Annotated in this window: 24 protein-coding genes; 11 read left to right on the plus strand and 13 right to left on the minus strand. The window is 68.8% G+C overall.

Annotated features, from left to right (window positions below):
• Positions 1 to 4 precede the first annotated feature (4 nt).
• Entirely contained in the window at positions 5 to 2,527 is a 2,523-nt protein-coding gene (locus tag E0H45_RS27230; RefSeq protein ID WP_131342505.1) for a polynucleotide kinase-phosphatase, read from the minus strand.
• Positions 2,524 to 3,924 carry a 3' terminal RNA ribose 2'-O-methyltransferase Hen1 gene (locus E0H45_RS27235; RefSeq protein WP_131342507.1) on the minus strand — a complete coding sequence of 467 codons (1,401 nt, stop codon included), beginning with the start codon at positions 3,922 to 3,924 and terminating at the stop codon, positions 2,524 to 2,526. The genes E0H45_RS27230 and E0H45_RS27235 overlap by 4 nt, the downstream gene beginning before the upstream one ends.
• A gap of 217 nt (positions 3,925 to 4,141) precedes the next feature.
• On the opposite strand from E0H45_RS27235, the gene E0H45_RS27240 reads away from it, so the two are divergent.
• Positions 4,142 to 4,465, plus strand: a complete 324-nt coding sequence (locus tag E0H45_RS27240; RefSeq protein ID WP_131342509.1) for a hypothetical protein — start codon at positions 4,142 to 4,144, stop codon at positions 4,463 to 4,465.
• Between the two features lie 22 nt (positions 4,466 to 4,487).
• On the opposite strand, the gene folE is transcribed toward E0H45_RS27240, so the two are convergent.
• Positions 4,488 to 5,099 carry a GTP cyclohydrolase I FolE gene (folE, locus tag E0H45_RS27245; protein WP_131342511.1) on the minus strand — a complete coding sequence of 204 codons (612 nt, stop codon included), beginning with the start codon at positions 5,097 to 5,099 and terminating at the stop codon, positions 4,488 to 4,490.
• 75 nt (positions 5,100 to 5,174) lie between these two features.
• Between folE and E0H45_RS27250 the strand changes: the two genes are divergently transcribed.
• Together E0H45_RS27250 and ybaK are read left to right on the plus strand one after the other, a co-directional pair.
• Positions 5,175 to 5,891, plus strand: coding sequence for a helix-turn-helix transcriptional regulator (locus E0H45_RS27250; RefSeq protein ID WP_131342512.1), 717 nt, complete (start codon positions 5,175 to 5,177; stop codon positions 5,889 to 5,891).
• A gap of 67 nt (positions 5,892 to 5,958) precedes the next feature.
• Positions 5,959 to 6,444: a Cys-tRNA(Pro) deacylase gene (ybaK, locus tag E0H45_RS27255; protein ID WP_131342514.1), complete on the plus strand. Its 486-nt coding sequence runs from the start codon at positions 5,959 to 5,961 to the stop codon at positions 6,442 to 6,444.
• Between the two features lie 16 nt (positions 6,445 to 6,460).
• On the opposite strand, the gene E0H45_RS27260 is transcribed toward ybaK, so the two are convergent.
• A complete protein-coding gene (locus E0H45_RS27260) occupies positions 6,461 to 7,534 on the minus strand; it encodes a LacI family DNA-binding transcriptional regulator (protein ID WP_202872526.1) in 1,074 nt (357 codons plus the stop codon).
• A 112-nt stretch (positions 7,535 to 7,646) separates the two neighbouring features.
• Here E0H45_RS27260 and E0H45_RS27265 point away from each other — a divergent pair, with 112 nt between their 5' ends.
• The 3 genes from E0H45_RS27265 to E0H45_RS27275 are packed head-to-tail and all read left to right on the plus strand — an operon-like array spanning position 7,647 to position 10,600.
• Positions 7,647 to 8,729 carry a substrate-binding domain-containing protein gene (locus E0H45_RS27265; protein ID WP_131342516.1) on the plus strand — a complete coding sequence of 361 codons (1,083 nt, stop codon included), beginning with the start codon at positions 7,647 to 7,649 and terminating at the stop codon, positions 8,727 to 8,729.
• Between the two features lie 30 nt (positions 8,730 to 8,759).
• Positions 8,760 to 9,791 (plus strand): ABC transporter permease, encoded by a 1,032-nt coding sequence (locus E0H45_RS27270; RefSeq protein WP_131342518.1) that lies wholly within the window; start codon positions 8,760 to 8,762, stop codon positions 9,789 to 9,791.
• A complete protein-coding gene (locus E0H45_RS27275; RefSeq protein WP_131342520.1) occupies positions 9,788 to 10,600 on the plus strand; it encodes an ATP-binding cassette domain-containing protein in 813 nt (270 codons plus the stop codon). Before E0H45_RS27270 ends, E0H45_RS27275 begins: the two co-directional genes overlap by 4 nt.
• 64 nt (positions 10,601 to 10,664) lie before the next feature.
• Here the strand turns inward: E0H45_RS27275 and E0H45_RS27280 are convergent, their stop codons facing one another.
• The gene (locus E0H45_RS27280; protein ID WP_131342522.1) at positions 10,665 to 12,770 is read right to left on the minus strand and encodes a phosphocholine-specific phospholipase C; all 2,106 of its coding nucleotides are present in this window, start codon (positions 12,768 to 12,770) and stop codon (positions 10,665 to 10,667) included.
• Between the two features lie 76 nt (positions 12,771 to 12,846).
• The gene (locus E0H45_RS27285; protein ID WP_131342524.1) at positions 12,847 to 13,653 is read right to left on the minus strand and encodes a helix-turn-helix domain-containing protein; all 807 of its coding nucleotides are present in this window, start codon (positions 13,651 to 13,653) and stop codon (positions 12,847 to 12,849) included.
• A gap of 123 nt (positions 13,654 to 13,776) precedes the next feature.
• Here E0H45_RS27285 and E0H45_RS27290 point away from each other — a divergent pair, with 123 nt between their 5' ends.
• Positions 13,777 to 14,205 (plus strand): SRPBCC family protein, encoded by a 429-nt coding sequence (locus E0H45_RS27290; protein ID WP_131342526.1) that lies wholly within the window; start codon positions 13,777 to 13,779, stop codon positions 14,203 to 14,205.
• 16 nt (positions 14,206 to 14,221) lie between these two features.
• On the opposite strand, the gene E0H45_RS27295 is transcribed toward E0H45_RS27290, so the two are convergent.
• Complete coding sequence (locus E0H45_RS27295; protein ID WP_131342528.1) at positions 14,222 to 15,319, minus strand: 3-deoxy-7-phosphoheptulonate synthase; 1,098 nt, start codon at positions 15,317 to 15,319, stop codon at positions 14,222 to 14,224.
• 205 nt (positions 15,320 to 15,524) lie between these two features.
• Here E0H45_RS27295 and E0H45_RS27300 point away from each other — a divergent pair, with 205 nt between their 5' ends.
• The 4 genes from E0H45_RS27300 (at position 15,525) to E0H45_RS27315 (ending at position 17,558) form a co-directional block, all read left to right on the plus strand.
• On the plus strand, positions 15,525 to 16,040 hold the full coding sequence (locus tag E0H45_RS27300; protein ID WP_131342530.1) for a GNAT family N-acetyltransferase: 516 nt from the start codon (positions 15,525 to 15,527) through the stop codon (positions 16,038 to 16,040).
• Positions 16,041 to 16,121: 81 nt separating this feature from the next.
• Positions 16,122 to 16,478, plus strand: a complete 357-nt coding sequence (locus E0H45_RS27305) for a hypothetical protein (protein ID WP_337590420.1) — start codon at positions 16,122 to 16,124, stop codon at positions 16,476 to 16,478.
• A gap of 9 nt (positions 16,479 to 16,487) precedes the next feature.
• Positions 16,488 to 17,036, plus strand: a complete 549-nt coding sequence (locus E0H45_RS27310) for a histidine phosphatase family protein (RefSeq protein WP_131342532.1) — start codon at positions 16,488 to 16,490, stop codon at positions 17,034 to 17,036.
• A gap of 228 nt (positions 17,037 to 17,264) precedes the next feature.
• The gene (locus E0H45_RS27315) at positions 17,265 to 17,558 is read left to right on the plus strand and encodes a WhiB family transcriptional regulator (protein ID WP_130380423.1); all 294 of its coding nucleotides are present in this window, start codon (positions 17,265 to 17,267) and stop codon (positions 17,556 to 17,558) included.
• 44 nt (positions 17,559 to 17,602) lie between these two features.
• On the opposite strand, the gene E0H45_RS27320 is transcribed toward E0H45_RS27315, so the two are convergent.
• From E0H45_RS27320 to E0H45_RS43915, 6 genes are read right to left on the minus strand one after another with little or no spacing between them, the layout of a single operon-like run.
• Positions 17,603 to 18,025 (minus strand): PLD nuclease N-terminal domain-containing protein, encoded by a 423-nt coding sequence (locus E0H45_RS27320; protein ID WP_131342534.1) that lies wholly within the window; start codon positions 18,023 to 18,025, stop codon positions 17,603 to 17,605.
• 36 nt (positions 18,026 to 18,061) lie between these two features.
• Positions 18,062 to 18,934 (minus strand): ABC transporter permease, encoded by an 873-nt coding sequence (locus E0H45_RS27325; RefSeq protein WP_131342536.1) that lies wholly within the window; start codon positions 18,932 to 18,934, stop codon positions 18,062 to 18,064.
• Positions 18,924 to 19,694 carry an ABC transporter ATP-binding protein gene (locus E0H45_RS27330; RefSeq protein ID WP_131342538.1) on the minus strand — a complete coding sequence of 257 codons (771 nt, stop codon included), beginning with the start codon at positions 19,692 to 19,694 and terminating at the stop codon, positions 18,924 to 18,926. The genes E0H45_RS27325 and E0H45_RS27330 overlap by 11 nt, the downstream gene beginning before the upstream one ends.
• A gap of 11 nt (positions 19,695 to 19,705) precedes the next feature.
• Complete coding sequence (locus E0H45_RS27335; RefSeq protein ID WP_202872527.1) at positions 19,706 to 20,779, minus strand: ABC transporter substrate-binding protein; 1,074 nt, start codon at positions 20,777 to 20,779, stop codon at positions 19,706 to 19,708.
• Positions 20,780 to 20,811: 32 nt separating this feature from the next.
• Positions 20,812 to 21,720 carry a sulfite exporter TauE/SafE family protein gene (locus E0H45_RS27340; protein WP_131342540.1) on the minus strand — a complete coding sequence of 303 codons (909 nt, stop codon included), beginning with the start codon at positions 21,718 to 21,720 and terminating at the stop codon, positions 20,812 to 20,814.
• 54 nt (positions 21,721 to 21,774) lie between these two features.
• Positions 21,775 to 21,861: a putative leader peptide gene (locus tag E0H45_RS43915; protein WP_370342797.1), complete on the minus strand. Its 87-nt coding sequence runs from the start codon at positions 21,859 to 21,861 to the stop codon at positions 21,775 to 21,777.
• Positions 21,862 to 21,916: the final 55 nt, after the last annotated feature.

Genomic DNA, 21,916 nt, shown 5'->3' on the forward strand with positions numbered 1-21,916 from the left:
TGATTCAGAGGCGGGGGTCGATCGGTTCGGACTCGAGCGCCAGTACGGCGAAGACGCACTCGTGGATGCGCCACAGCGGTTCTCCGCGGGCAGCGCGGTCGAGGGACTCCAGGCCGAGGGCGTACTCCCGGAGCGCCAGAGAGCGTTTGTGGCCAAGATTGCGGTCGCGGAGGCGGGTGAAGTTCGCCGGCTCGGTGTAGTCAGGGCCGTAGATGAGCCGCAGGTACTCCTGCCCGCGCACCTTCAGCCCCGGCTGGGCAAGACCCTTCGCCGTGCGGGTCAGGTTCGCGGCGGGCTTCACCACCATGCCCTCTCCCCCGGCCCCGGTCAGCTCCTCCCACCACCCGACTCCGGCGTCCCAGTTCTCCGCGTCCACGAACAGCCGCCGCGTCTGCGTGATCAACTCCGGGCCCGCGGCAACCATCCGGTCCGCGACACCGAGGTGCCAGGCATGCGGTTGTTCCTGGTACGTCGCCCCTTCGGACGCAAGCACCTGGAACGGCGCGAGTCGCACGCCGTCCAGCCCGTCGGTCGGCCAGCAGTACCGTCGGTACGCCGCCGTGAACCGCTCCGCGTTCGCCGTACGGCGCTCGGCCGACGCCAGCAGGTCACCGACGTCCAGGCCGGTCGCCTGGGCGGAACGTAGCGCGGCGGTTGCTGCTGGCAACGACGTACGAGCGGCCGCGCCGACGGCGGCGTACTGGTTCCGGAGGAGGTCCTCGGCCTTCGCGCTCCACGGCAGCAGCTCGGCGTCGAGCAGCAGCCAGGACGTATCGAGTTCCTCGAAGACACCAGCAGCAGAGGCGACCGAGCGCAGGCGGAGCAGCAGCTCGTCGGTCAGCTCCGCGCCGAAGAACGACCGCCCGGTGCGAGTGTGGATCGCGCCGCGGCCGGCCAGACCGAACCGCTTCTCGGCCAGGCCGTCGTCGCGCGTCAGCAGCACGACTGCCCGAGAGCCCATGTGCTTCTCCTCGCACACCAGCTCGGTGACGCCCTGGCCCCGGAAGGTCTCGAACGCCTGCCGCGGGTGCTCCAGCAATCCCGGCTCCGGCGAGGTCGCGACCGGGCTCATCGTCGGCGGCAGGTACAGCAGGAACCGCGGATCGATCGCGAACCGGCTCATCACCTCCAGCGCCGCACCGGCCTGCTCGGCCCGGACGCTCAGCCGTCCGTGCGACGCGGTCTCGATCACCCGGCGACCGGTCACGTCGGTCAGCTCCAGTACGTCGGGCTCGCGCGACGGCGCCGTTGCCACATGCAACGGTTTCGCCGGCGCGTAGTACTCCTCGGCCGCCTGCACCGCCACCAGCTCCCGCTCCGGGTAGCGCAGCGCGGTGAGCGATCCGCCGAAGACGCAGCCCGTGTCGAGGCAGATCGTGTTGTTGATCCACTCCGGCTCGGGCGTCGGCGTGTGCCCGTAGACGACCGTCGCGCGACCGCGGTAGTCGTTCGCCCACGGGTAGCGCACCGGCAGCCCGAACTCGTCGGTCTCCCCCGTCGTCTCGCCGTACAGGCAGAACGAACGGACGCGACCCGACGTACGACCGTGCATCCGTTCGACGAGACCCGCGTGCGAAACGACGAGGTTGCCGCCGTCGAACACGTAGTGCGAGATCAGCCCGTCGATGAACGCCGCGACCTCATCGCGGAACTCCGAAGGCTCGGCGGCCAGCTGCTCGAGCGTCGTCTCGAGACCGTGGCTGATCTTCACGTTCTTGCCCCGCAGCGCGCGCAGCAGCTTGTCCTCGTGGTTGCCGGGAACGCAATAAGCGTTGCCGCTCGCAACCATTCCCATCACGAGCCGGAGTACGCCGGGAGAGTCGGGACCGCGGTCGACGAGGTCACCGACGAAGATCGCCCGCCGGTCCGGGTGTACGGCGTCGACGGGCCGGCCCACGTCGTCGCGGGTCAGCGTGTAGCCGAGATCGGTGAGCAGCCGCTCGAGTTCGGGACGGCACCCGTGTACGTCGCCGATGATGTCGAACGGGCCGGTCCGGTCGGTCAGGTCGTTGTACAGCCGGGTCCGTTCGAGGCTGACGGCATCGATCTCCTCGACACTCTCCAGCACGTGAACGGTCCGGAAGCCTTCACGTTTCAGGCTCCGCAGGCCGCGTTTCAGCTGCGAGCGCTGCCGGGTGATCACCTTCGACCCGAACTGCCGGTCAGACCGCTGCTCGTTCCGCTCGACACAGACCCGCTCCGGCGGGTCGAGCACGATCGCGACCGGGAGTACGTCGTACTCGCGGGCCAGGTTCACGAGCTCCTTGCGGGCCTCCGGCTGCACGTTGGTGGCGTCGATCACCGTCAACCGCCCGGCGGCCAGCCGCTTCCCGGCGATGAAGTGGAGCACCTCGAAGGCGTCCTTCGTCGCGGCCTGGTCGTTCTCGTCGTCCGAGACGAGCCCGCGGCAGAAGTCGCTCGAGATCACCTCGGTGGCCAGGAAGTGCTTGCGCGCGAACGTGGACTTGCCGGAGCCGCTGGCACCGACGAGCACGATCAGCGAGAGAGCCGGTACGTCGATCTTCATCGGGCGTCCTCCCGACGGAACAGTGCCAGCTGGGTCGGCGGTCCTACCTCAGGGTCCTCGGCACCGACGGCCCGGAACTGCACGGTGTAGCCGAAGCGGTCCGCGACCTGCTGGGACCAGGTCCGGAACTCCGCGCGGGTCCACTCGAAGCGGTGGTCCGGGTGGCGGAACTTGCCGGCCGGAAGCGACGGGAAGCGCACGTTGTACTCGCTGTTCGGGGTGGTGACGACGACCGCGGCAGGGTGTGCCGCGCGGAAGACCGAGTCCGCCAGGGCAGGCAGCCGTGGCGGGTCGACGTGCTCGACGACCTCCATCAGTACGACGGCGTCGAGCCCGGCGAGTCGCTCGTCGGCGTACGTGACCGACGACTGCAGGAACTTCAGGCGGTCGCGCTGACGATCCGGCAGGTCGTCGTAATGCAGCCGACGCTTGGCCGCGATCAGCGCCCGTGCCGACACGTCGGTCGCGATCAGCTCGCCGATCATCGGGTCCTTCAGCAGCTCGCCGACCAGCGCGCCTTCACCACATCCGATGTCCGCGATCCGCCGCGCACCGAGCTCCCGCAGTACGGCGGCCACCGTGGTACGCCGTTCGACGGCCAGCGACACGGAGCCCTCATCCGGGCTCTCCTCGGCCAGCTCGACCCCGTCCACCTCAGCCAGCCGCTCCAGGACAGCGTCGGCCAGGTAGCGCCGGTGCGCGAGGTAGCGGTGCGAGATCAGGTCCTTCTCGGGATGCGCGGCCAGCCAGCCCTCGCCGGCGCGGACGAGTTTGTCCACCTCGTCCGATCCGACCCAGTAGTGCTTGGCGTCGTCGAGGACCGGGAGCATCACGTACAGGTGCTTGAGTGCGTCGGCCAGCCGCAGTACGCCGGTCAGCCGCAGGTCGACGTACCGCGAATCACCCCACGCCGGGATCTCCGGATCGAGCGGCACCGGGCGGGCGTCGACGGTCCAGCCGAGCGGCGCGAAGAACCGCTCGGCGAGATCGGCGCCGCCGTTGCACGGGAGCGCCGGGACGTGGACCTCGAGCGGGATCGGGCGCGCGGCGAGGTCCGGGCGGGCGTCGCAGCGGCCGTTCATCGCCGTACGGAAGAGCTTCCCGAGCGCGACGGCGAGCAGACTGGAGGCGGCGTACGGGCGGTCGTTGACGTACTGCCCGAGGGTGAAGCCTTCGGCCGCCTTACCGCGGCCGGCTTTCACCAGGCCGATCGGGTCGATCTCGAGCAGCACCGCCGCCGTACAACGCTCGCCGGTCGCCTCCGGGTAGAACACATGGGCCGATCCCCCGGTGACGTCGATCGCCTGCGGACGGGCCGGGTTCTTGTGCAACAGGAACCCGAAATCGCTCGCGGGCGCGTCTTCTCCGGCCAGATCGGTACCAATCGTCAGGAACACCGTGGTATTCGATCACGGGTCGAGGATTGAGACACGCGGATTCAGGTCTGGCGTGTTCCGGGGTTTGGTTCTAGCTTGTCTTGAGAAGATGAGTCGCTACAGACCGTCCTTCCCCGCTGACAGTCGGTATTTGTCCCCGGTTTGTGGCGAGAGCCCAACCACGCCGCTACGGGGAAAGGATCATGGCAGCTCTTTCATGCCACACGGGGTGTGGCCGGTGAAACCCCAGACATTCGAACTCGTTCGTTACACCGACATCAGTGGAGTTTCCGGGACCGGCGTCGTCGCCGAAGGCTGTGTGTTCACCGACGGCTCGGTCGCCCTGCGCTGGCACGGCGCGAATCCGTCGACGGCCGTCTGGCCGGACCTGGACTCCATCCTCGCCGTTCACGGCCACTGCGGCGCCACCGTCGTGCGCTGGCTGGACGTCTCCGAGATGGAACCAGTACCAGGCACCGACCTCCTGCCCGGCGAGCTCACGCACATTCTCGCCACCGGCCGGCGCACCCACCACCACCAGTCGGCCGCCGCGTCGGCCTGACCGAAACGTCGCCTGGCTGCCCTTACGGGGTGAGGCCGGTCAGCGCGAAGAACTCCTGCCGCGAACTAGGGCTGTCGCGCAGGATCCCGTGCAGCGACGACGTGACCGTCCGCGAGCCTGCCGCACGTACGCCGCGCAACGACATGCACTGGTGCTCGGCCTCGATCACGACACCGACCCCCTTCGGGTCGAGGTGGTCCTGGAGCCAATCGGCGACCTGCTTCGTCAGCCGCTCCTGCACCTGGAAGTCGCGCGCGAACAGCTCCACCACCCGGGCCAGCTTCGAGAGCCCGAGGATCCGGTCGCCGGGCAGATACCCGACATGGGCGACGCCCTGGAACGGCAGCAGGTGGTGCTCGCACAGCGACTGCACCGGGATGTCCTTGGCCAGGACGAGCTCGTCGTACCCCTCGTCGTTCGGGAACGTGGTCAGCTCGAACTCCCGCGGCGTCAGCATCTCGGCGTACGCGTTCGCAACCCGGCGCGGGGTCTCCGCCAGGTGCGCGCTCTGCGGGTCCCGCCCGAGGGCGGTCAGCAGGTCCGCGACGGCTCGCTGCGCGGCGGGCAGGTCGATCTCCGCCCGGCGCGCGACGATATGGAGGGGGACGGACTCGAGGTCGGCCGAGATCGCCATCTGCACACTCCCTGAGGTATCAACGAACTGACATCATACTGTTTGACCAACCGATGTTGTCGATAGAATCATTCCGTGGACACGCCCTGGGATGCCGCCGTTCAGGCGGTCGCCGTACTGGAGGAGCCGACTCGTCGCCGGCTCTACGAGTACGTCGTCAGCCGGCCCGAACCGGTGAGCCGGGACGATGCCGCGAGTGCGCTCGGGTTGCCGCGGACCACGGCCGCGTTCCACCTCGACAAGCTCACCGAAGAGGGTCTGCTCGACACCTGCTACGAGCGCCGCACCGGCCGCACCGGCCCGGGCGCGGGACGCCCCGCGAAGCTGTACCACCGCTCCGACCGCGAGATCGAGATCACCCTCCCCGAACGCCAGTACGCCGTCGCCGGCCACCTCCTCGCCACCGCCATCCAGGACGCCGAAACCACCGGCCTCACCCCTCGCGAGGCGGTCAACCGCCGAGCCCACGAGTACGGCGAAGCACTCGGCCGAACCGCCCGCGACCGCGGTGAGGGGGACGTGTTGGTGCAGGTGCTCGAGGCGCATGGCTTCGAGCCACGGCCGGAGGAGGACGGGATCGCGCTGGCGAACTGCCCGTTCCGGCGACTGGCGAAGGACCACCCGCAACTGGTCTGCGGCATGAACCTGCACCTGGTAGCCGGCCTCCTGACCAGCCTCGACGCCCCACTCCAGGCCGAACTCGCCCCCACCCCAGGCCACTGCTGCGTCCGGATCACCGGACGCGCACCACTCACCAACCCCTCGGACGAGCCCCGACCAACGGACAGTTGAGCGTGCCGCGCCGCCCCGGCGGACGGTTGGTGAGTGGCGGAGGTCCGCCCCTCACTAAGCTCGCCCCGTGGCGAAGAAGCAGAGTCAGGGAACACCCGCGACCGTTGCGCTGACGAAGGCGATGGTCGAGTTCACGACGCATGCCTACGAGCACGACCCGGCGGCGAAGTCGTTCGGACTCGAGGCAGCCGAGGCGCTCAGGCTGGCGCCGGAGCAGGTGTTCAAGACGCTGCTCGTCGAGGTCGACGGGAAGCTCACAGTCGGCGTCGTACCGGTCGACAAGCAGCTCGACCTGAAGGCGATCGCGGCCGCGGCCGGCGGGAAGAAGGCAGTGATGGCCGACCCGGTCGCCGCCGAGCGCACCACCGGGTACGTCGTCGGCGGCATCAGCCCGATCGGCCAGAAGCGCGCCCTGCCCACGGTCGTCGACAGCACCGCCACCGACCACCCGACGGTCTACGTGTCGGGCGGCCGGCGCGGTCTCGACATCGGCCTGTCCCCCGCCGACCTGATCACCGTGACCAAGGCGCGTACCGCGGCTATCGCCAGATAACCGGCGCCGACCACTGTCATCGACCAACAGGATCGAGGTTCGGTGGGAGGATCTCACCGCTTCCTCGCCGGATCAGTGACGGCTTGAGCACCAGATGCTGTGGTGGCCCGTTGTCGCCCGCGAGCCGGCCGAGGAGGATACGACCGACCTCGGCGCCGATGCGCCGTACGTCCTGCCGAATCACTGTCAGACCCGGCTCGATCAGGTCGGCCAAGGGAAAGTCGTCGAACCCGACCAGAGCCACCTTGCGCACCATGCCCGCGGACCGCAGTGCGCGAACAGCGCCCACTGTGATGATGTTGCGCCCGGCAACCAGTGCGGTCGGAGGGTCTGTCGAGTCGAGGAAGTCGGCGACCACTCGCGTTGCTTCCTCCTCGCTGCGCACACCGTGGACGAGCAGCAGCGGATCGAATCCGATCTGCGCTTCCTCGAGGGCTGCGCGGTAACCGGCGATCCGCTCCTTGGCCGTCTCGATCTGATGGAGGTCGCTGAGCATCGCAATGCGGCGATGTCCACCCGCGATCAGGTGAGCGGTCGCCAGTTTGGCGCCCATCCGGTTGTCGATGGTGACGGAGTCGCAGTCCAGACCGTGCGGTCGGCGATCCACGAACACCAACGGGAGTCCCGCGCGATGTTCACTCAGCAGGTATTCGTGCCGCTCGGAGGCCGGCATCAGTACCAGCCCGTCGGCGCGGCGGGCCACCAGATCAGAGACGATGTCCCGCTCACGATCCGGCTCCTCGTCGAGGCTCGCGGCCAGCACGGACAGCCCTCCCTCGCGGAGAGCGTCTTCGAGCGCACGTAACAGACCGGCGGAGAAACTGTTCCCGACATCTTGCAGCAGCGCACCGACGATGCCTGATCTCGAGTCCTTCCGACGCAAGGTGCTCGCGCCGAGATTGTGTCGATAGTCGAGCCGTTCCGCAGCCTGCAGAATGCGTTCGCGGACGGCGGCGGAGGCGCCTGGCTCGCCGTTGACGACCCGCGACACCGTTTTGACGCTGACACCGGCCAGGCGGGCGACGTCCTTCATGGTCGACCGAGCCGGCCGATCCTTGCCGCCTCCGGACTGCGTCAACGTTGTCGTCATGGCTGCAGTATTTCCGATTGAGCCCTTGACCACAAGCCTCTCTTGGTGTGTTCTGCCTTTACGTCAACGTTGACGTACTAACAAACTGTGCCTTTCCCGGAGGGACCCGAACATGCACTTCATCACCCGTACAGCGCGCCTCAGTGTCGCCGCGGCCGCCCTGACCGGTCTGGTGGCCTTGTCAGCTTGTGGCGGATCCGACAGCGGCGGGTCTGCGTCGTCGACCGACAAGATCGGCGTGTCCCTGATCACCAAGGACTCCACCAACCCCTTCTTCGTCGCCATGCAGAAGGGCGCCAAGGAGGAGGCCACGAAGAACAACGTCGACCTGACGATCGCCTCCGGGAAGGCCGACGGCGACGAGCAAGGCCAGGTACAGGCGATCGAGAACGCGATCGCGCAGGGCCAGAAGGGCATCCTGATCACCCCGAACGGTCCAGGCGTCAACAGCGCGATCAAGAAGGCGCGGGACGCCGGCCTGTACGTGATCGCCCTGGACACGCCGCCGGACCCGGCCGACACCGTCGACATCACCTTCGCCACCGACAACTTCGAGGCCGGAAAGCTCATCGGGCAATGGACCGCCAAGCAGCTCGGCGGCAAGCCTGCGACCATCGCGCTGCTCGACCTGTTCAACGACAAGGTCGTCTCCGTCGACTACAACCGTGACCAGGGCTTCCTCACCGGCCTCGGAGTCGATACAAAGGACGCCAAGAAGAACGGCGACGAGGCGAAGTCGGGTTCGTACAGCGGCGGCTCCTACTCGATCGTCTGCAACGAGCCGACGCAGGGCGCCGAGGACGGCGGGCGGTCCGCGATGGAGAACTGCCTGACCAAGAACTCGAACGTGAACGTCGTCTACACGATCAACGAGCCGGCCGCTATCGGTGCCTACAACGCTCTTAAGGCGGCCGGCAAGACCTCCGGCGTGCTCGTCGTCTCGGTCGACGGTGGCTGCGCGGGCGTGAAGTCGGTGAAGGACGGGATCATCGGTGCGACCTCCCAGCAGTACCCGTTGAAGATGGCCTCGCTCGGCGTCGAGTCGATCGCCAAGATCGCCCGCGGCGGCGACAAGCCCCAGAACAGCCCAGGGCTCGACTTCTACAACACCGGCGTGGCACTCGTCACCGACAAGGCCAGCCCGGGCGTGACCAGCATCGACACCGCCAAGGGCAGCACGCTGTGCTGGGGATGACCGCCGACTCCGACCTCGAGAGGTGACCAGATGACAGTACAGAGCGCCACCCCCGGCGCCGCGGCGAAGGAGCTCGCCCGGCGGGAACACACGACGAGCCAACGGATCCAGCACCTTCTCCACCAGCATCCCGCGCTCAGCCCTGCGATCATCCTGCTGCTCACGGTGGTGTGCTTCACCATCGTGAACAGCCGGTTCTCCAACCCGGCCGCGCTGTCCCTGCTGGTTCAGCAGACCGCGGTCGTCGCCGCCCTCGCGGTCGGCCAGACGCTGATCATCCTGACCGCCGGCATCGACCTGTCGGTCGGAGCCATCGCGATCTTGTCGATGATGGTCACGGCGACCCTGGCCGCCGAGAACGGTTGGCCGGCCGGCCTCGCCCTGGCCGCCGGCCTCGTCCTCGGGCTCGCCGCCGGCGTACTGAACGGGCTCCTGGTGACCCGGATCGGTCTGCCACCGTTCATCGTCACACTGGGAACCCTGAGCATCTTCACCGCTCTCGCCCTGCTCTACTCGGGCGGACAAAGCATCCAGAACAACCGTCTCCCGGCCCTGCTCAACTGGACCGGCGAGGGCTTCGCGATCGGCCGGTTCCGCGTCACGACCGGAGTACTGATCGTGATCGGTCTCTATGTCGTCGTCGGGTTCGCGCTCAGCCAGACCTCCTGGGGCCGGCATGTGTACGCCGTCGGAGACGACCCCGAGGCCGCGCGGCTCAGCGGCGTCCGCTCGCGCCGCGTCCTGTTCAGCGTCTACGCCGTCGCGGGCCTGATCTACGGAATCGCCGGCTGGACCCTGATCGGCCGCGCCGGGGCCGCCAGCCCGAACGCGATCGTCGACGCCAACCTGGAAAGCATCACCGCGGTCGTGATCGGCGGAACCAGCCTGTTCGGTGGTCGCGGCGGTCTCCTGGGCACCCTGCTCGGCGCCCTGATCGTGCAGGCCTTCACCATCGGCTTGTCGCTGGCCGGTGTCGACGCGCAGTACCGGCTGCTCGCAGTCGGAGTCCTGGTCATCGTCGCTGTGTCCGTGGACCAGTGGATCAGGAAGGTGCGCTCGTGACTGCCACCATCAATCAGCCGGGGGACACAGCTCTCCAGGTTCCGATCCTGTCCGCACGCGGACTGGTCAAGACCTTCGGCCGCGTGATCGGCCTCGACGGGGTCGACCTCGACCTGTTCCCCGGTGAGGTCCTCGCCGTCATCGGTGACAACGGCGCGGGCAAATCCACGCTGATCAAGTGCCTCACCGGCGCGCTGATACCCGACGCCGGACAGCTGACGCTAGAGCAGGCACCGATCACCTTCCGCGGGCCACAAGACGCCCGGGCAGCCGGCATCGAGACCGTCTATCAGACGCTGGCGGTGGCACCCGCCCTCGACATCGCCAGCAACCTGTACCTCGGCCGCGAGGAACGCCGGCCAGGTCTCCTCGGCAACGTCTTCCGGATGCTCGACCACCGCGGCATGCGCGATCGCGCGGCGGCAGCGGTGCGCGAACTCGGTATCCAGACGATCCAGAACATCCAGCAAACGGTGGAAACCCTGTCCGGCGGCCAGCGCCAGGCCGTCGCCGTCGCTCGCGCGGCGGCCTTCGGCAGCAAGGTCGTCGTACTCGACGAACCGACCGCCGCGCTCGGGGTCAAGGAGTCGAACCAGGTTCTCGACATGATCAAGGGGCTGCGCGAGCGCGGGCTGCCCGTCATCCTGATCAGCCACAACATGCCCCACGTGTGGGAGGTCGCCGACCGGATCCACATCCAGCGACTCGGCCGCTGCGCCGGTGTCATCACGCCGGATTCCCACACCATGACCGAAGGCGTCGCGATCATGACCGGCGCCGCGAACCTCGAGGACAACACGTCGACCTGATCACCCCTGACGTCCGAAGATGTGCGGGGTGTCGACCACACATCTTCGGACGCGGCGGGGACGGTCAGCCGGTGATGCTGGGCTTGCCCGTTTCCAGGTGACCCGACAGGCGGCGGCGGTACGTCGGGTCGTCGGGGGTCGTGACCTCGACGTCGTACCAGCCGGTGTCGGTCGGCCAGAAGATCGGGCGGGACTGCTTGCCGCGGAGCTCGATCGTCGTGGTCTTGCTGCCGTAGCCGCGGGCCTTCAGCTTCACGGTCAGCTGTTTCCTCGAGGCGTTGACCAGGTGCAACTGCAGGGCGCCGGCGCGGTTCTCGATGCGTACGTCGAGGCCCGCCGCGGGGCCGGAGGACGAACCGGCGACCTCCGCCCAGAACCGGTTCGGGCCCTGGACCGCGACTTCGAACGGACCGTCGACGGGGATCGCGACCGCGGTCGGGGTGTCCCCCGGAGTCTTGTCCGCGTGCGTGTGGTGGACGTCGAAGTGCGCCGGCGCCGGGAGCTCGCCGCCGTACGGATAGATGGTGAAGTGCGTCGACTGCGCGCCATGGTTGCTGAGGGCAAGCATCAGCTTGCCGTCGGCCACTGATCCCGAAACCGCCGGTCCGTAAGGGAGTGCGCGCGCGGGTCGCCGGCCGGGCTCCTGCGCCGGGACGGCCTGGTCCGCGGGCGGCGCCGGGTGCCAGCGGTTGATGGGCGCCGGGACCGGGCCTGGCCGGTCGACAGACGGCTGCCGGTAGCTGCGGTCGAAGTCGAACGTCGAGGTCAGGTCACCGCAGACCGTCCGCCGCCAGGAGCTGATGTTCGGCTCGCGGACACCGGTCCAGAGTTCGAGGAATCGCAGGACCGAGGTGTGGTCGAAGACCTGCGAGTTCACATGACCGCCGACCGTCCACGGTGACACGACGGTCATCGGGACCCGCGGGCCGAGCCCGATCGGCTTCCCGGCGTACCAATCGTCGCCCTCGCCCGACGGAGGCTGCGGCGCGACCGGCGGCGGGACGTGGTCGAAGTACCCGTCGTTCTCGTCGAAGTTGATCAGCAGCACGGTCTTCGACCAGGTCTCCGGGTCGGACGCGATCGCGTCGAGCACGTCGTAGATCAGGTTCGCGCTGCCGACCGGGGTGGACGAACCGGGGTGCTCGGAATCGACCGCGGACGGGACCAGCCAGCTCACCTTCGGCAGCGTGCCGGCCTTGATGTCGGCGCGCAGCCGCGGCACCAGCGACTCCGGCTCGGACCGGTACATCGCCTTGTGGAACAGCTCCTGCTCCGCGGCCGGAAGCTTCCCGACCGCCAACTCGAGCTGCTGCAGCGCGACGGTTCGCTCGGCCTCGGTCTTCGCGAACAGCTTGTCGTAGAACTCCTCGGTCGTCCGGTAGCCGCCCGGGACGTTCTCGAGGATCCGGTGCCCGATGTCCTTGAAGGTCTTGAAGTACTCGACCGCGTTGTCGGTGAAGTTGTCCCACTCCTGGTAGATCTGCCAGGAGACACCGGCCTGCTCGAGTCGTTCCGGGTACGCCGTCCAGTCGTAGCCGGCGTGGTCGTAGTCGTACGCCGCGTTCGTCACCGCGCGCTGCGTCGTACCGGGCTCGTAGCCGACGGTGCCGGACCACAGGTAGTTGCGGTTCGGGTTGGTCGAACCGTTGACCGAGCAGTGGTACGCGTCGCAGATCGTGAACGTCTCGGCGAGCTCGTACTGCAGCGGGATGTCGCGGCGGTCGTAGTGGGTCATCGTGGCGGCCGTCTTGGCCTGCACCCAGTCGTCGTTCCAGCCGCCCGCCCAGGCCTGCGTGGCGTCGCCGTACCCGTGGGCCAGCGCGCCGAGGTACTGGATGTCGTCCGGGTTGCGGCCCGCGTCGGCGGCGGCCTTCCGGAGCGAGAACGGCAGCACCTCGCCACCACCCGTCTTCGGCTGGTGGAAGATGCTCTTGCCGTTGCGCAGCCGCAGCGGCTGCCGGTCGCCGTACCCGCGGATTCCGCGCAGCGCCCCGTAGTAGTGGTCGAACGAGCGGTTCTCCTGCATCAGCACGATCACGTGCTCGATCGCGCGCAGACCACCACGCCTCACAGGTTGCGCCATCGCGGTGTGCAGTGACGGTGGGAGCAGCGAGACCGCTGCCCCACCCGCCACCGAACCGAGCACCAGACGCCGGGAGATCTCAGTCATGGTCCGGACCTTAGGGGCCCGCCGTAGCCGAAGCGAGACCTCGAGATGAACAGCTATCCGCGCTTCTCTGGTGGTCTCAGGCGAGCAGCCTACGTAGCGCGGTTGGCGTGTGTCCCAGGTGTTCGCGCATGGTCCGGCACAGGTGTGCCTGGTCAGCAAAGCCGAGGTCGGCGGCGAGGACTGCGAGGCTCGGTTCACCGGTCTCCAGCCGGTCCAGCGCGTGGGCTACGCGGACTCGGTTGCGGTGGCGGGTCAGCGACACCCCGAGTTCGCGGGTGAAGGCCCGGCTGAGCCGGTAGGGCGAGACGCCCAACAGTGCGGCGAGCGGAATCAGCCCGGCCGCGGCGGGATGACCGTCGCTGATCACACCGCGGGCTTGGGCTACCAGCGCCCGGTCACCGGCCCCTGCCCGGTCGCTGTCCGGGATGGTCGTGGTCACCACCTGCCGGACGACCTTGGTCACCAGGCCAAGCAGTCCTTCGGCCGCTGCGTAGTCGGTGTCGGCAGCGCGGGTGGCGGCCAGGAGCTGCCGGTGGGCGAGGTCGAGCCTGCCCTCCACGTACACCGACGAGCCGTCCAGCCGTGGCGCCTCGCCGGCCAGGGTGCGCCAGAGTGCGGGTGTCAGGCTGATCGAGGTGCACTTGTCGCTACCGGCGGGATGGGCGAAGCGCTCCTCCTCGCCGGGCATCCCGAGGTAGCCGACGGTGTGGTCGAGGTCCGCGCAGACACCGCGAACCTGTCGGCGGAACCCGCCGTGGCGCACGAACACGAGCCGCACGTCCTCGCGCGGCTGCTCACTCGACCAGCCGCGGTGATCGTCTCGGCAGTCCACCGCGGCGACGGTGAAGTCCGCGCTGGTTGCCAGATCAACGAAGGAGAGCACCTTCGGATGCTATGCGGCGGGTGGGACAGTCCCGCAAGGATCTTCAAGACCGGCGGGCAGCCTCGGGGCAGGCTTGTCTGCCCCGAGGCCCCTGTTGCAGCACAGAGAACATAGGTAGGAGACATGGCGTCTATCAGCAAAGAAATCGTGATCGAGTCCAGTGCCGAGGAGGTGTGGGACGTGATCGGCGACTTCGCCACGGGGCCTTCGCGGATGGCGCCGGGGTTCGTGGAAGACACCCAGGTCGAGGCCGACTGCCGGGTCGTCACCTTCGCCGACGGGACGGTGGTCCGGGAACGACGAGTCAGCGTCGACCACCCCACTCGCCGGATCGTCTATGCGGTCGTCGGCGGCAACGTACAGCCGGATCACGACAACGCCGCCATGCAGGTCGTCGTCGACGGCGAGCGGCGGTGCCGATTGGTGTGGATCCGCGACGTGCTCCCCGACGAGCTGGCCGCGTCGATGGCCGAGGCGATGACGCACGGCTTGGGCGTCATCAAACGGACCCTTGATGACGCCCGCGATCCGCGGCACGGATCGCGGGCGTGATGAATATCGTCCCGATCTAGCTCTGGTCGCGCCGTGCGACCGCCGCGGCTCGCAGCTTCTCGAGCGTCTGCACGGTCGTGTCCCAGCTCATGCAGGCGTCGGTGATCGACTGGCCGTAGACCAGCTCCCGGGTCGGGTCGAGGTCCTGGCGACCCTCCTGCAGGAACGACTCCAGCATCACGCCGACGATCGCCTGGTTGCCGGCCGCGACCTGCGCACCGATCTCCTCGGCCACCACCGGCTGCCGGCGGTGGTCCTTGCGGCTGTTGCCGTGGCTGGCGTCGATGACGACCCGCTCGGCCAGTCCGGCCTTGCGCAGCAGCTCCTGCGCGCCCGCTACGGACTCCGCGTCGTAGTTCGGGCCGCTGTCCGAACCACGGAGTACCAGGTGGCAGTCCGGGTTGCCACGGGTGTGCAGGATCGCCGGCGCGCCGTCGTGGTCGATACCGGTGAAGACGTGCGGTACGGCGGCCGCCTTGATCGCGTCGACCGCGGTCGCGATCGATCCGTCCGGACGGTTCTTCATCCCGATCGGCATCGACAGGCCGGACGACAGCTGCCGGTGGACCTGGCTCTCCACGGTCCGGGCGCCGATCGCACCCCAGCCGACGGTGTCCGCGATGTACTGCGGGGTGATCGGGTCGAGGAACTCGCAGCCGGTCGGGAGCCCGAGCTCGCTGACCTGCACCAGCAGCCGCCGGGCGATCCGCAGACCGCGGTTCACGTCGCCGGAGCCGTCCAGGCCCGGGTCGTTGATCAGGCCCTTCCAGCCCAGCGTCGAGCGCGGCTTCTCGAAGTACACCCGCATCACGACGAGGAGGCCGTCGGACAGCCGCTCGGCGACCGGGCGGAGGCGTTCGGCGTACTCGAGGGCCGCGTCGGCGTCGTGGACCGAGCACGGGCCGACGACGACCAGCAGGCGGCCGTCGACGCCGTTCAGTACGTCGGCCACCGACTGACGGCCGTCGGCCACGGTTCGGGCGACGTCGTCGTTGAGCGGGAACTCGTCGTGCAGGGCGAGCGGGGTGACCAGCGGGACAGTCTTCTCGATGCGTCGGTCGACGACCCGCGACTGTTCGCGACTCTGCTGGCTCGGTTTCGGGAGGGTGTTCATTCTGGGGACCTTTCCGCCGGTCCGCATGCGTGCGACGCAGTCAGCCGGCTGGGAACGAGAAAAGGCAAGGACGGATGTCCTTGCCTTCGTGCCGGCTCTGGTGTCTGCGGGTGGGCGTCAGCGATCGGCTGAGTCGCCCGGCACCAAGGCCGGCCACTCAAAAAATCGCCAATAGCTGCGCTTCACATGGACAACAATAGCATCCATGAACATCCGTACCGCTCGTCGAGACGAGCTCCCCGCTCTCCAGGAGCTCGAGGTTGCTGCCGGCGTGCTCTTTCGCAACATCGGTATGACGGACGTCGCGGAGCATCCGCCGCCCGCCTTGGAGATCTTCGAGCAGTCCTGGGAGGCCGGGCACCTGTGGGTCTCGGTCGACGACGCAGACAAGCCGACCGGCTTCGTCTTCGTGAAGCTCGTCGACGGCGGCGTACACATCGAGCAGGTCAGCGTGCACCCGGATCATCAGGGGCGCGGGATCGGCCGGGGATTGATCGAGTACGTCGGTACGTGGGCCGCCGAGCAAGGGTTTCCGGTACTGACGCTCAGCACGTTCCGGAGCGTGCCGTGGAACGCGCCGTACTACGCGCGGCTCGGGTTCACGGAGCTGCCGGCCGCGGAACTCACGCCCGGGCTGACGGAGATCCTGGCCGTCGAGACGGCGTTCGGACTCGACCCCTCGGAGCGCATTTTCATGCGGCGGACGGTTGCTCGCCAGTAACCACCTCGTAGGTGCCGTCGTTGATCTCAGCGCAGCGTTGATCGCTGCAAGACCGGGTCGAGACATCGGGGAGTGCAGCAGGTGGTGAGGCCGCGAACCTTCGAGTTGGTTCGGTACCGAGATCCCAGTGGCGTGTCCGGGACCGGCGTGGTGGCGGAAGGGTGTGAGTTCACCGACGGCTCGGTGGCCCTGCGCTGGCGCGGCGACAACCCGGCGACGGCCGTCTGGCCGAACGTCGACGCGATCCTGGCCGTGCACGGCCACCAGGGCGCGACCGAGATCCGCTGGATCGACGCACAGACCTCGCCGGCGGCGCCACGGGCCGGCCTCGACAACCTCTTCGACGAGCTGCACGAGGTGCGGCCGCCGACGTCCCTGACCGACCCGCCGCCGCCCGGCCACACCCGTGGATGGGCGGGGGCCAGACATCTCCGGTAGAACATGCCCGTGACGCAGATCTATCTCGTCCGGCACGGTGAGCCGGACTACGAGCCGATCGATTCCCGCGGCTGGCCGGGAATGGCGGCCGACTCCGCCCCACTCACCGCCCTCGGGATGAAACAGGCCCAGGAACTCGCCGACCTGCTCGGCGGCATCCGCGCGACCTACCTGGTCAGCTCGCCGTTCACGCGGGCCCTGCACAGCGCCGCGATCATCGGCCACCGGCTCGCGCTCGGCGTCAAGGTCGACTACGACCTGCGCGACTGGTTGCCGGACCACACCGGTCTGTGGCGCAGCGCCGCCGACGTCCGTGCGGCGCAGGCCGAGTTCGAGGCGTACGACGGGGAATGGCCGGATGGCATCCAGCGACCCTGGGAGCCACTGTCCCGGGTCCGCGAACGCGCCCGCGCCGCCCTCGCCCGGCACACCGCCAGCACCGACGGACCGGTTCTGGCGATCACCCACGCGACGGTGATCCGGGCCCTGACCGGCGAGCGGGACACGCCCCACGGCGCCCACGAGTACTACCGCTACGACCCCGAAATCGGTGCCTGAGGCATCTGCACGTGCAGACGAACTTGCACCGTTGAAGTGACTCATGTCACATCAGGTGATGACGTGAACACGCCCGCCGCCTGAAATCCGCCGATCACCGGCCGCGACGGCACGTGGCGATAACGAATGGCCCGAACTTCGAGACAACAAGGGTTGAACTCGCTCTGAGATGAGCATAGTTTTCACCGAGCGCCCGTCCGCGCTTACGGTGAGTCATAGGAGGTTGCCATGTCGAGAGGGATGCCTCGTCTGCCCCGCCCGCTCATGGATCTGTGGGACTGGCAGTCGCAAGCCGCATGCCGGGACGTCAACCCGGAGCTCTTCTTCTCACCCGAATCGGAGCGTGGCGTTCGCAAACGCGCCCGCGAGATGGTGGCCAAGTCGCTCTGCGGCACCTGCCCGGTCCAGCCCGAATGCCGCCAGCACGCCCTCGCCGTCGGCGAGCCGTACGGCGTCTGGGGCGGCACCACGGAGTCCGAGCGCGACAACACCCTCCTGCCCGAGCACCGGAAGTCCGCGTAGCTGCTCGCAGCCACGGAACGGCGTCGTAAGGCCTGTGTGAAAACTCAGGCCTTACCGTCGTCGGTCTCGGACGGGGAGTCCTCGGACCCCTTCGTGTCCTTCGGTCGCTTCGGCGGTTTCGGCGGTTTCGGTTCGTCCGCCGGGACCTCGGGCTCGGGTGGTTTCGCGGTCGTGCGCGGGTCCCGGTAGCGGTCCAGTGACTTGAGGAAGTCCGGATCGTCGTCGGGCGCCGGCGGCCGGCCGGTGGGCCTCGGCGGTTCCCGCCGTACGACGCTCTCCTGGCGGTTCAGGTGTGCGCGTGACATCAGCAGCCAGACGATCGGCCCCGCGAACGGGACGAACACGATCAGGACGATCCACAGCAGCTTCGGCAGATGCGGCACGTCTTCGTCGGGTGTCTGGATGCACGAGAACAGCGCGTAGACAGTGAGCACCAGGCTGATCAGGAACGGCAGAAATCGGACCACGTCCCAACAGTACGGCCAGTACGGGCACAGGCCGCATCAGCGAGCGGACGAGGTGAGTCCCCGGGCGCGGAGCACCGAGTTCTCCAGCGGCCGGAACACCAGCAGCTCGATGCCGACGCCGACCACGAAGATCAGCACGATCCCGGCGAACACCATCGAGATGTCCGACAGCGACATGCCGTCGTGCAGGTACTGACCGAGGCCCTTGCCGAGCTCCGGCGAGGTCGCGATCAGCTCGGCCGCCATCAGCGACCGCCACGAGAACGCCCAGCCCTGCTTGAGTCCGCCGAGGAACCCGGGCAGCGCGGCCGGCAGCAGGATGTACCGGATCCCGCCGAAGCGGCCCGCCCCGAGCGCCTTGCCGACCCGCGGCAGGATCGGCGGCACCTGGTCGAGACCGGACACCAGCCCGTTCGCGATCGACGGCACCGCGCCGAGCAGCACCACCCAGTAGATCGCGCGATCGTTCAGCCCGAACCACAGGATCGCCGCCGGCACCCACGCCACCGAGGGCAGGCTCTGCAGCCCCGACACGAGCGGCCCGATACCCCGCCGTACGACGCGGATGTTCGCGATCGCGAGCCCCAGCGGTACGGCGATCAGCAGCGAGATCGCGAACCCGATGACGGCCCGGTGCACGGACACCCAGAACAGCTCGAGGATGTCGCCGCTGGTCACCAGCTCCCAGATCTGACCCCAGACGGCCGCCGGCGAGGGCAGTTTGAACTCGGGCCAGAACGCCGCGGCCCACAACGCCTGCCAGATCGCCACCAGGACGACGATCGCCCCGATCGGTGGCAGTACTCGCGCGGCGATCCGCCGTACCCGCGAACCGTCGGGCGCGTTGACGGGTGTGTCGAGGGCGTCCAGACCGGCCTCGACAGATCCTTCCTGGACGTCAAGCGGCATGACTGCTGATCACCTTGCGCAGCGCGGTGTTGATCTCGTCAACTGCATCAGGAGCATCATCCACATCCCATTCCTGTACGACGCGCCCGGGACGCGACGACAGCAGTACGACGCGTTGCCCGAGCCGCACCGCTTCGCGGACGTCGTGCGTGACGAACAGGATCGCCGTACCGGTGGCACGCCAGATCCGCAGCAGCTCGCCCTGGAGAACGTCGCGGGTGATCGCATCCAGCGCTGAGAACGGCTCGTCCATCAGCAACAACGACGGCTTGCCCGCATCAGCACTGTCAGTCGTTGACGCCAGTGCGCGCGCCAGAGCGACCCGCTGCCGCATACCACCGGACAACTCGTGCGGCCGCTTGTCGCCGAGGCCGGCGAGCCGCACCAGCTCCAGCAGCTCCGCGGCCTTGGCCCGCCGCTGCGCCTTCGGTACGCCGGCCATCCGCAGCGGAAGCTCGACGTTCCCGGCCGCCGTCAGCCACGGCATCAGCGCGGCTTCCTGGAAGACGACCGCCGGGCGCGACGAGTTCAGCTCGATCCGGCCGCTCGTCGGCCGGTCCAGACCGGCGACCAGGTTGAGCAGCGTGGTCTTGCCGCACCCGGAGGCGCCGAGCAGGCAGACGAACTCGCCGGCACCGACCTCGAGGTCGACGCCGTCCAGCGCGACCACCGCCTTGCGGCCGCTGCCGAACGCCTTTCCTACTTGGTGAAACCGCACCGGGGTGAGCTGGTCGGGCGGCGCGTCGACAGTGGCGGTCATCGGGCTCTCCTCTACTTCGCGTCCAGACCGGCGGCGTCGACCGCCGGCTTGCCTGCCTGGGTGAGGACCTGGTTCAGCGGCCCCAGGTCCGCGAAACCGGCGACGTTCGGCGCCTGCTTCGCGATCCCCGCGGCGACCTGGTCCTTGGCCAGCTGCGGGAAGGTGGAGGCGATCGGGTCCGCGGTGATCTTGATGTGCTGCCACGCCCGGTCGATGACCGCCGGCTTCAGCGCCTTGCCGGTCGCTTCCTTGAGCTGGTCGTTCACCACGGTCTTGGCCTGTGCGGCGTCCGACGTGCTGAGGTCGATGGCCGCGTTCAGCCCCTTCAGCAGCGCCGTCACCGTCGCCGGGTGCTCCTTCAGGAACTGCGTCCGGACGATCAGCACCGTCGTCGGGAACTGCCCGTCGGGCCACAGCGACGCCTCGTCGAGCAGCACCTTCGCGCCCGCGTCCAGGACCAGGCGGGACGACCAGGGCTCCGGCAGCCAGGCCGCGTCCACGTCGCCCTTCTTGAACGCGTCCAGCGTCTGGGCGTTCTCCAGGTTGGTCACCTTGACCTTGCCGGTCAGCTGGTTCTCGGCGAGCCACTTCTTCAGCGACACGTCCTGCGTGTTGCCGAGCTGCGGCGTGACGACGGTCTTGCCGACCAGGTCGGCCGGCTTGGTGATCGTCGGCTTGACCACGAGCTGCGCGCCGCCGGACGTGGCGCCGGCGATCAGCCGGACCGCCTCGCCGTTCGACTTCGCGTAGGCGTTGATCGCCGGGCCGGAGCCGATGAAGGACGCGTCCAGCGAGCCGCCGAGCAGCGCGCCGACGGCCTCGGGGCCGGCGTTGAACTTGGTCGGCACCAGCTTCGTGCTGCCGAGCTCCTTGGTGAACAGACCCTTGCCGAGACCGACCAGTGCGGCGGCATGGGTGACGTTCGGGAAGTAGCCGAGCCGCAGCTCGGTGGCGGGACCCTTGTCGCTCGATGCGGCAGGCGCTGCGTCGCTGTCGGCGCGCGAGCAGCCCGCGGCAGTGACGGCGACCGTGACCGCCAGGGCGGCGGCGAGCAGGCGGAACGGACGGGTGGCGGAGATGCTCACTGGAGGACCTTTGTCTTGGCGGAAGGTGAAGCTCAGGAAGCGGGCTCGAGCTCGGATTCGTCGAGCAGTTGTTCGGCCTCGCGGACGGTTCGGCGCGCGGCGGCGCGGACGCCGTACGTGACGATCGCGGCCCAGCCCAGGACGAGTGCCGCGTAGACGGCGTACCGCGGGCCGGTGGTGACGTCGAGGCCGTTCAGCACGGTGCGGGCGTTGGTCAGGATCAGCACCAGGCCGACCCCGACGCCGAGCCAGCGGGTGGCCAGCCGGGACACCAGCCACGCGGCGAACGGCGCCGCGACGACGCCGCCGATCAGCAGCGCGGCGACGATGCCGAACGGCAGGTTCTTCCCGCCCAGCCCGAACAGGAACCCGATGCTGGCGGCGACGGAGACCAGGAACTCGGCAGCGTTCACCGAACCGACGGCCCGTCGCGGCGCCAGCTTGCCGCTGGACAGCAGCGCGGAGTTCGCGACCGGACCCCAGCCGCCACCGCCGGTGGCGTCGATGAAGCCGGCCACCAGACCGAGCGGGCCGAGGAACCTCCCGGCCGGGCGGCCCTCGATCACCGCCCGGACCTTCCCGGTGCCGAACCGGACCAGGATGTAGACGCCGAGCAGGAGCAGCAGGCCGGCGACCCACAGCGACGCCGACTCGGTCGAGAGGCTGGACAGGAACGTCGCGCCGGCGAAGGCCCCGACCGCGCCCGGAGCCCCGATCAGCGCGACGACGCGCCAGTCGACGTTGCCGAACCGCCAGTGCGACAGGCCGGAGGCCAGCGTGGTGCCGACCTCGGCCAGGTGGACCGAGGCGGAGGCGACGGCCGGGGTGATCCCGGTGATCAGCAGGGCGGTGCTGGCGGTGACGCCGTACGCCATGCCGAGGGTGCCGTCGACGAGCTGGGCGATCGAGCCGAGCAGCGCGATCAGGACGAGGCGACGCATGGATGGACTCCTACGGAACGGGGAGGAGACGGGCAGGAAGAACTACGCCGTCGTTCAACAACCCGAGGAGTTCACGCGCAGCAGATCGACGTGCCGGCGCCGTGTCAGGGCGTCTCCGGGCGCGTTCGCGATGAGCTGCATAGGACTATGAAAGCGGACAAAGTCGAGCAAGATGCTCAGGTTTCAGCATTTGGAC

Source organism: Kribbella soli (genome assembly GCF_004331345.1).
GTDB lineage: Bacteria > Actinomycetota > Actinomycetes > Propionibacteriales > Kribbellaceae > Kribbella > Kribbella soli.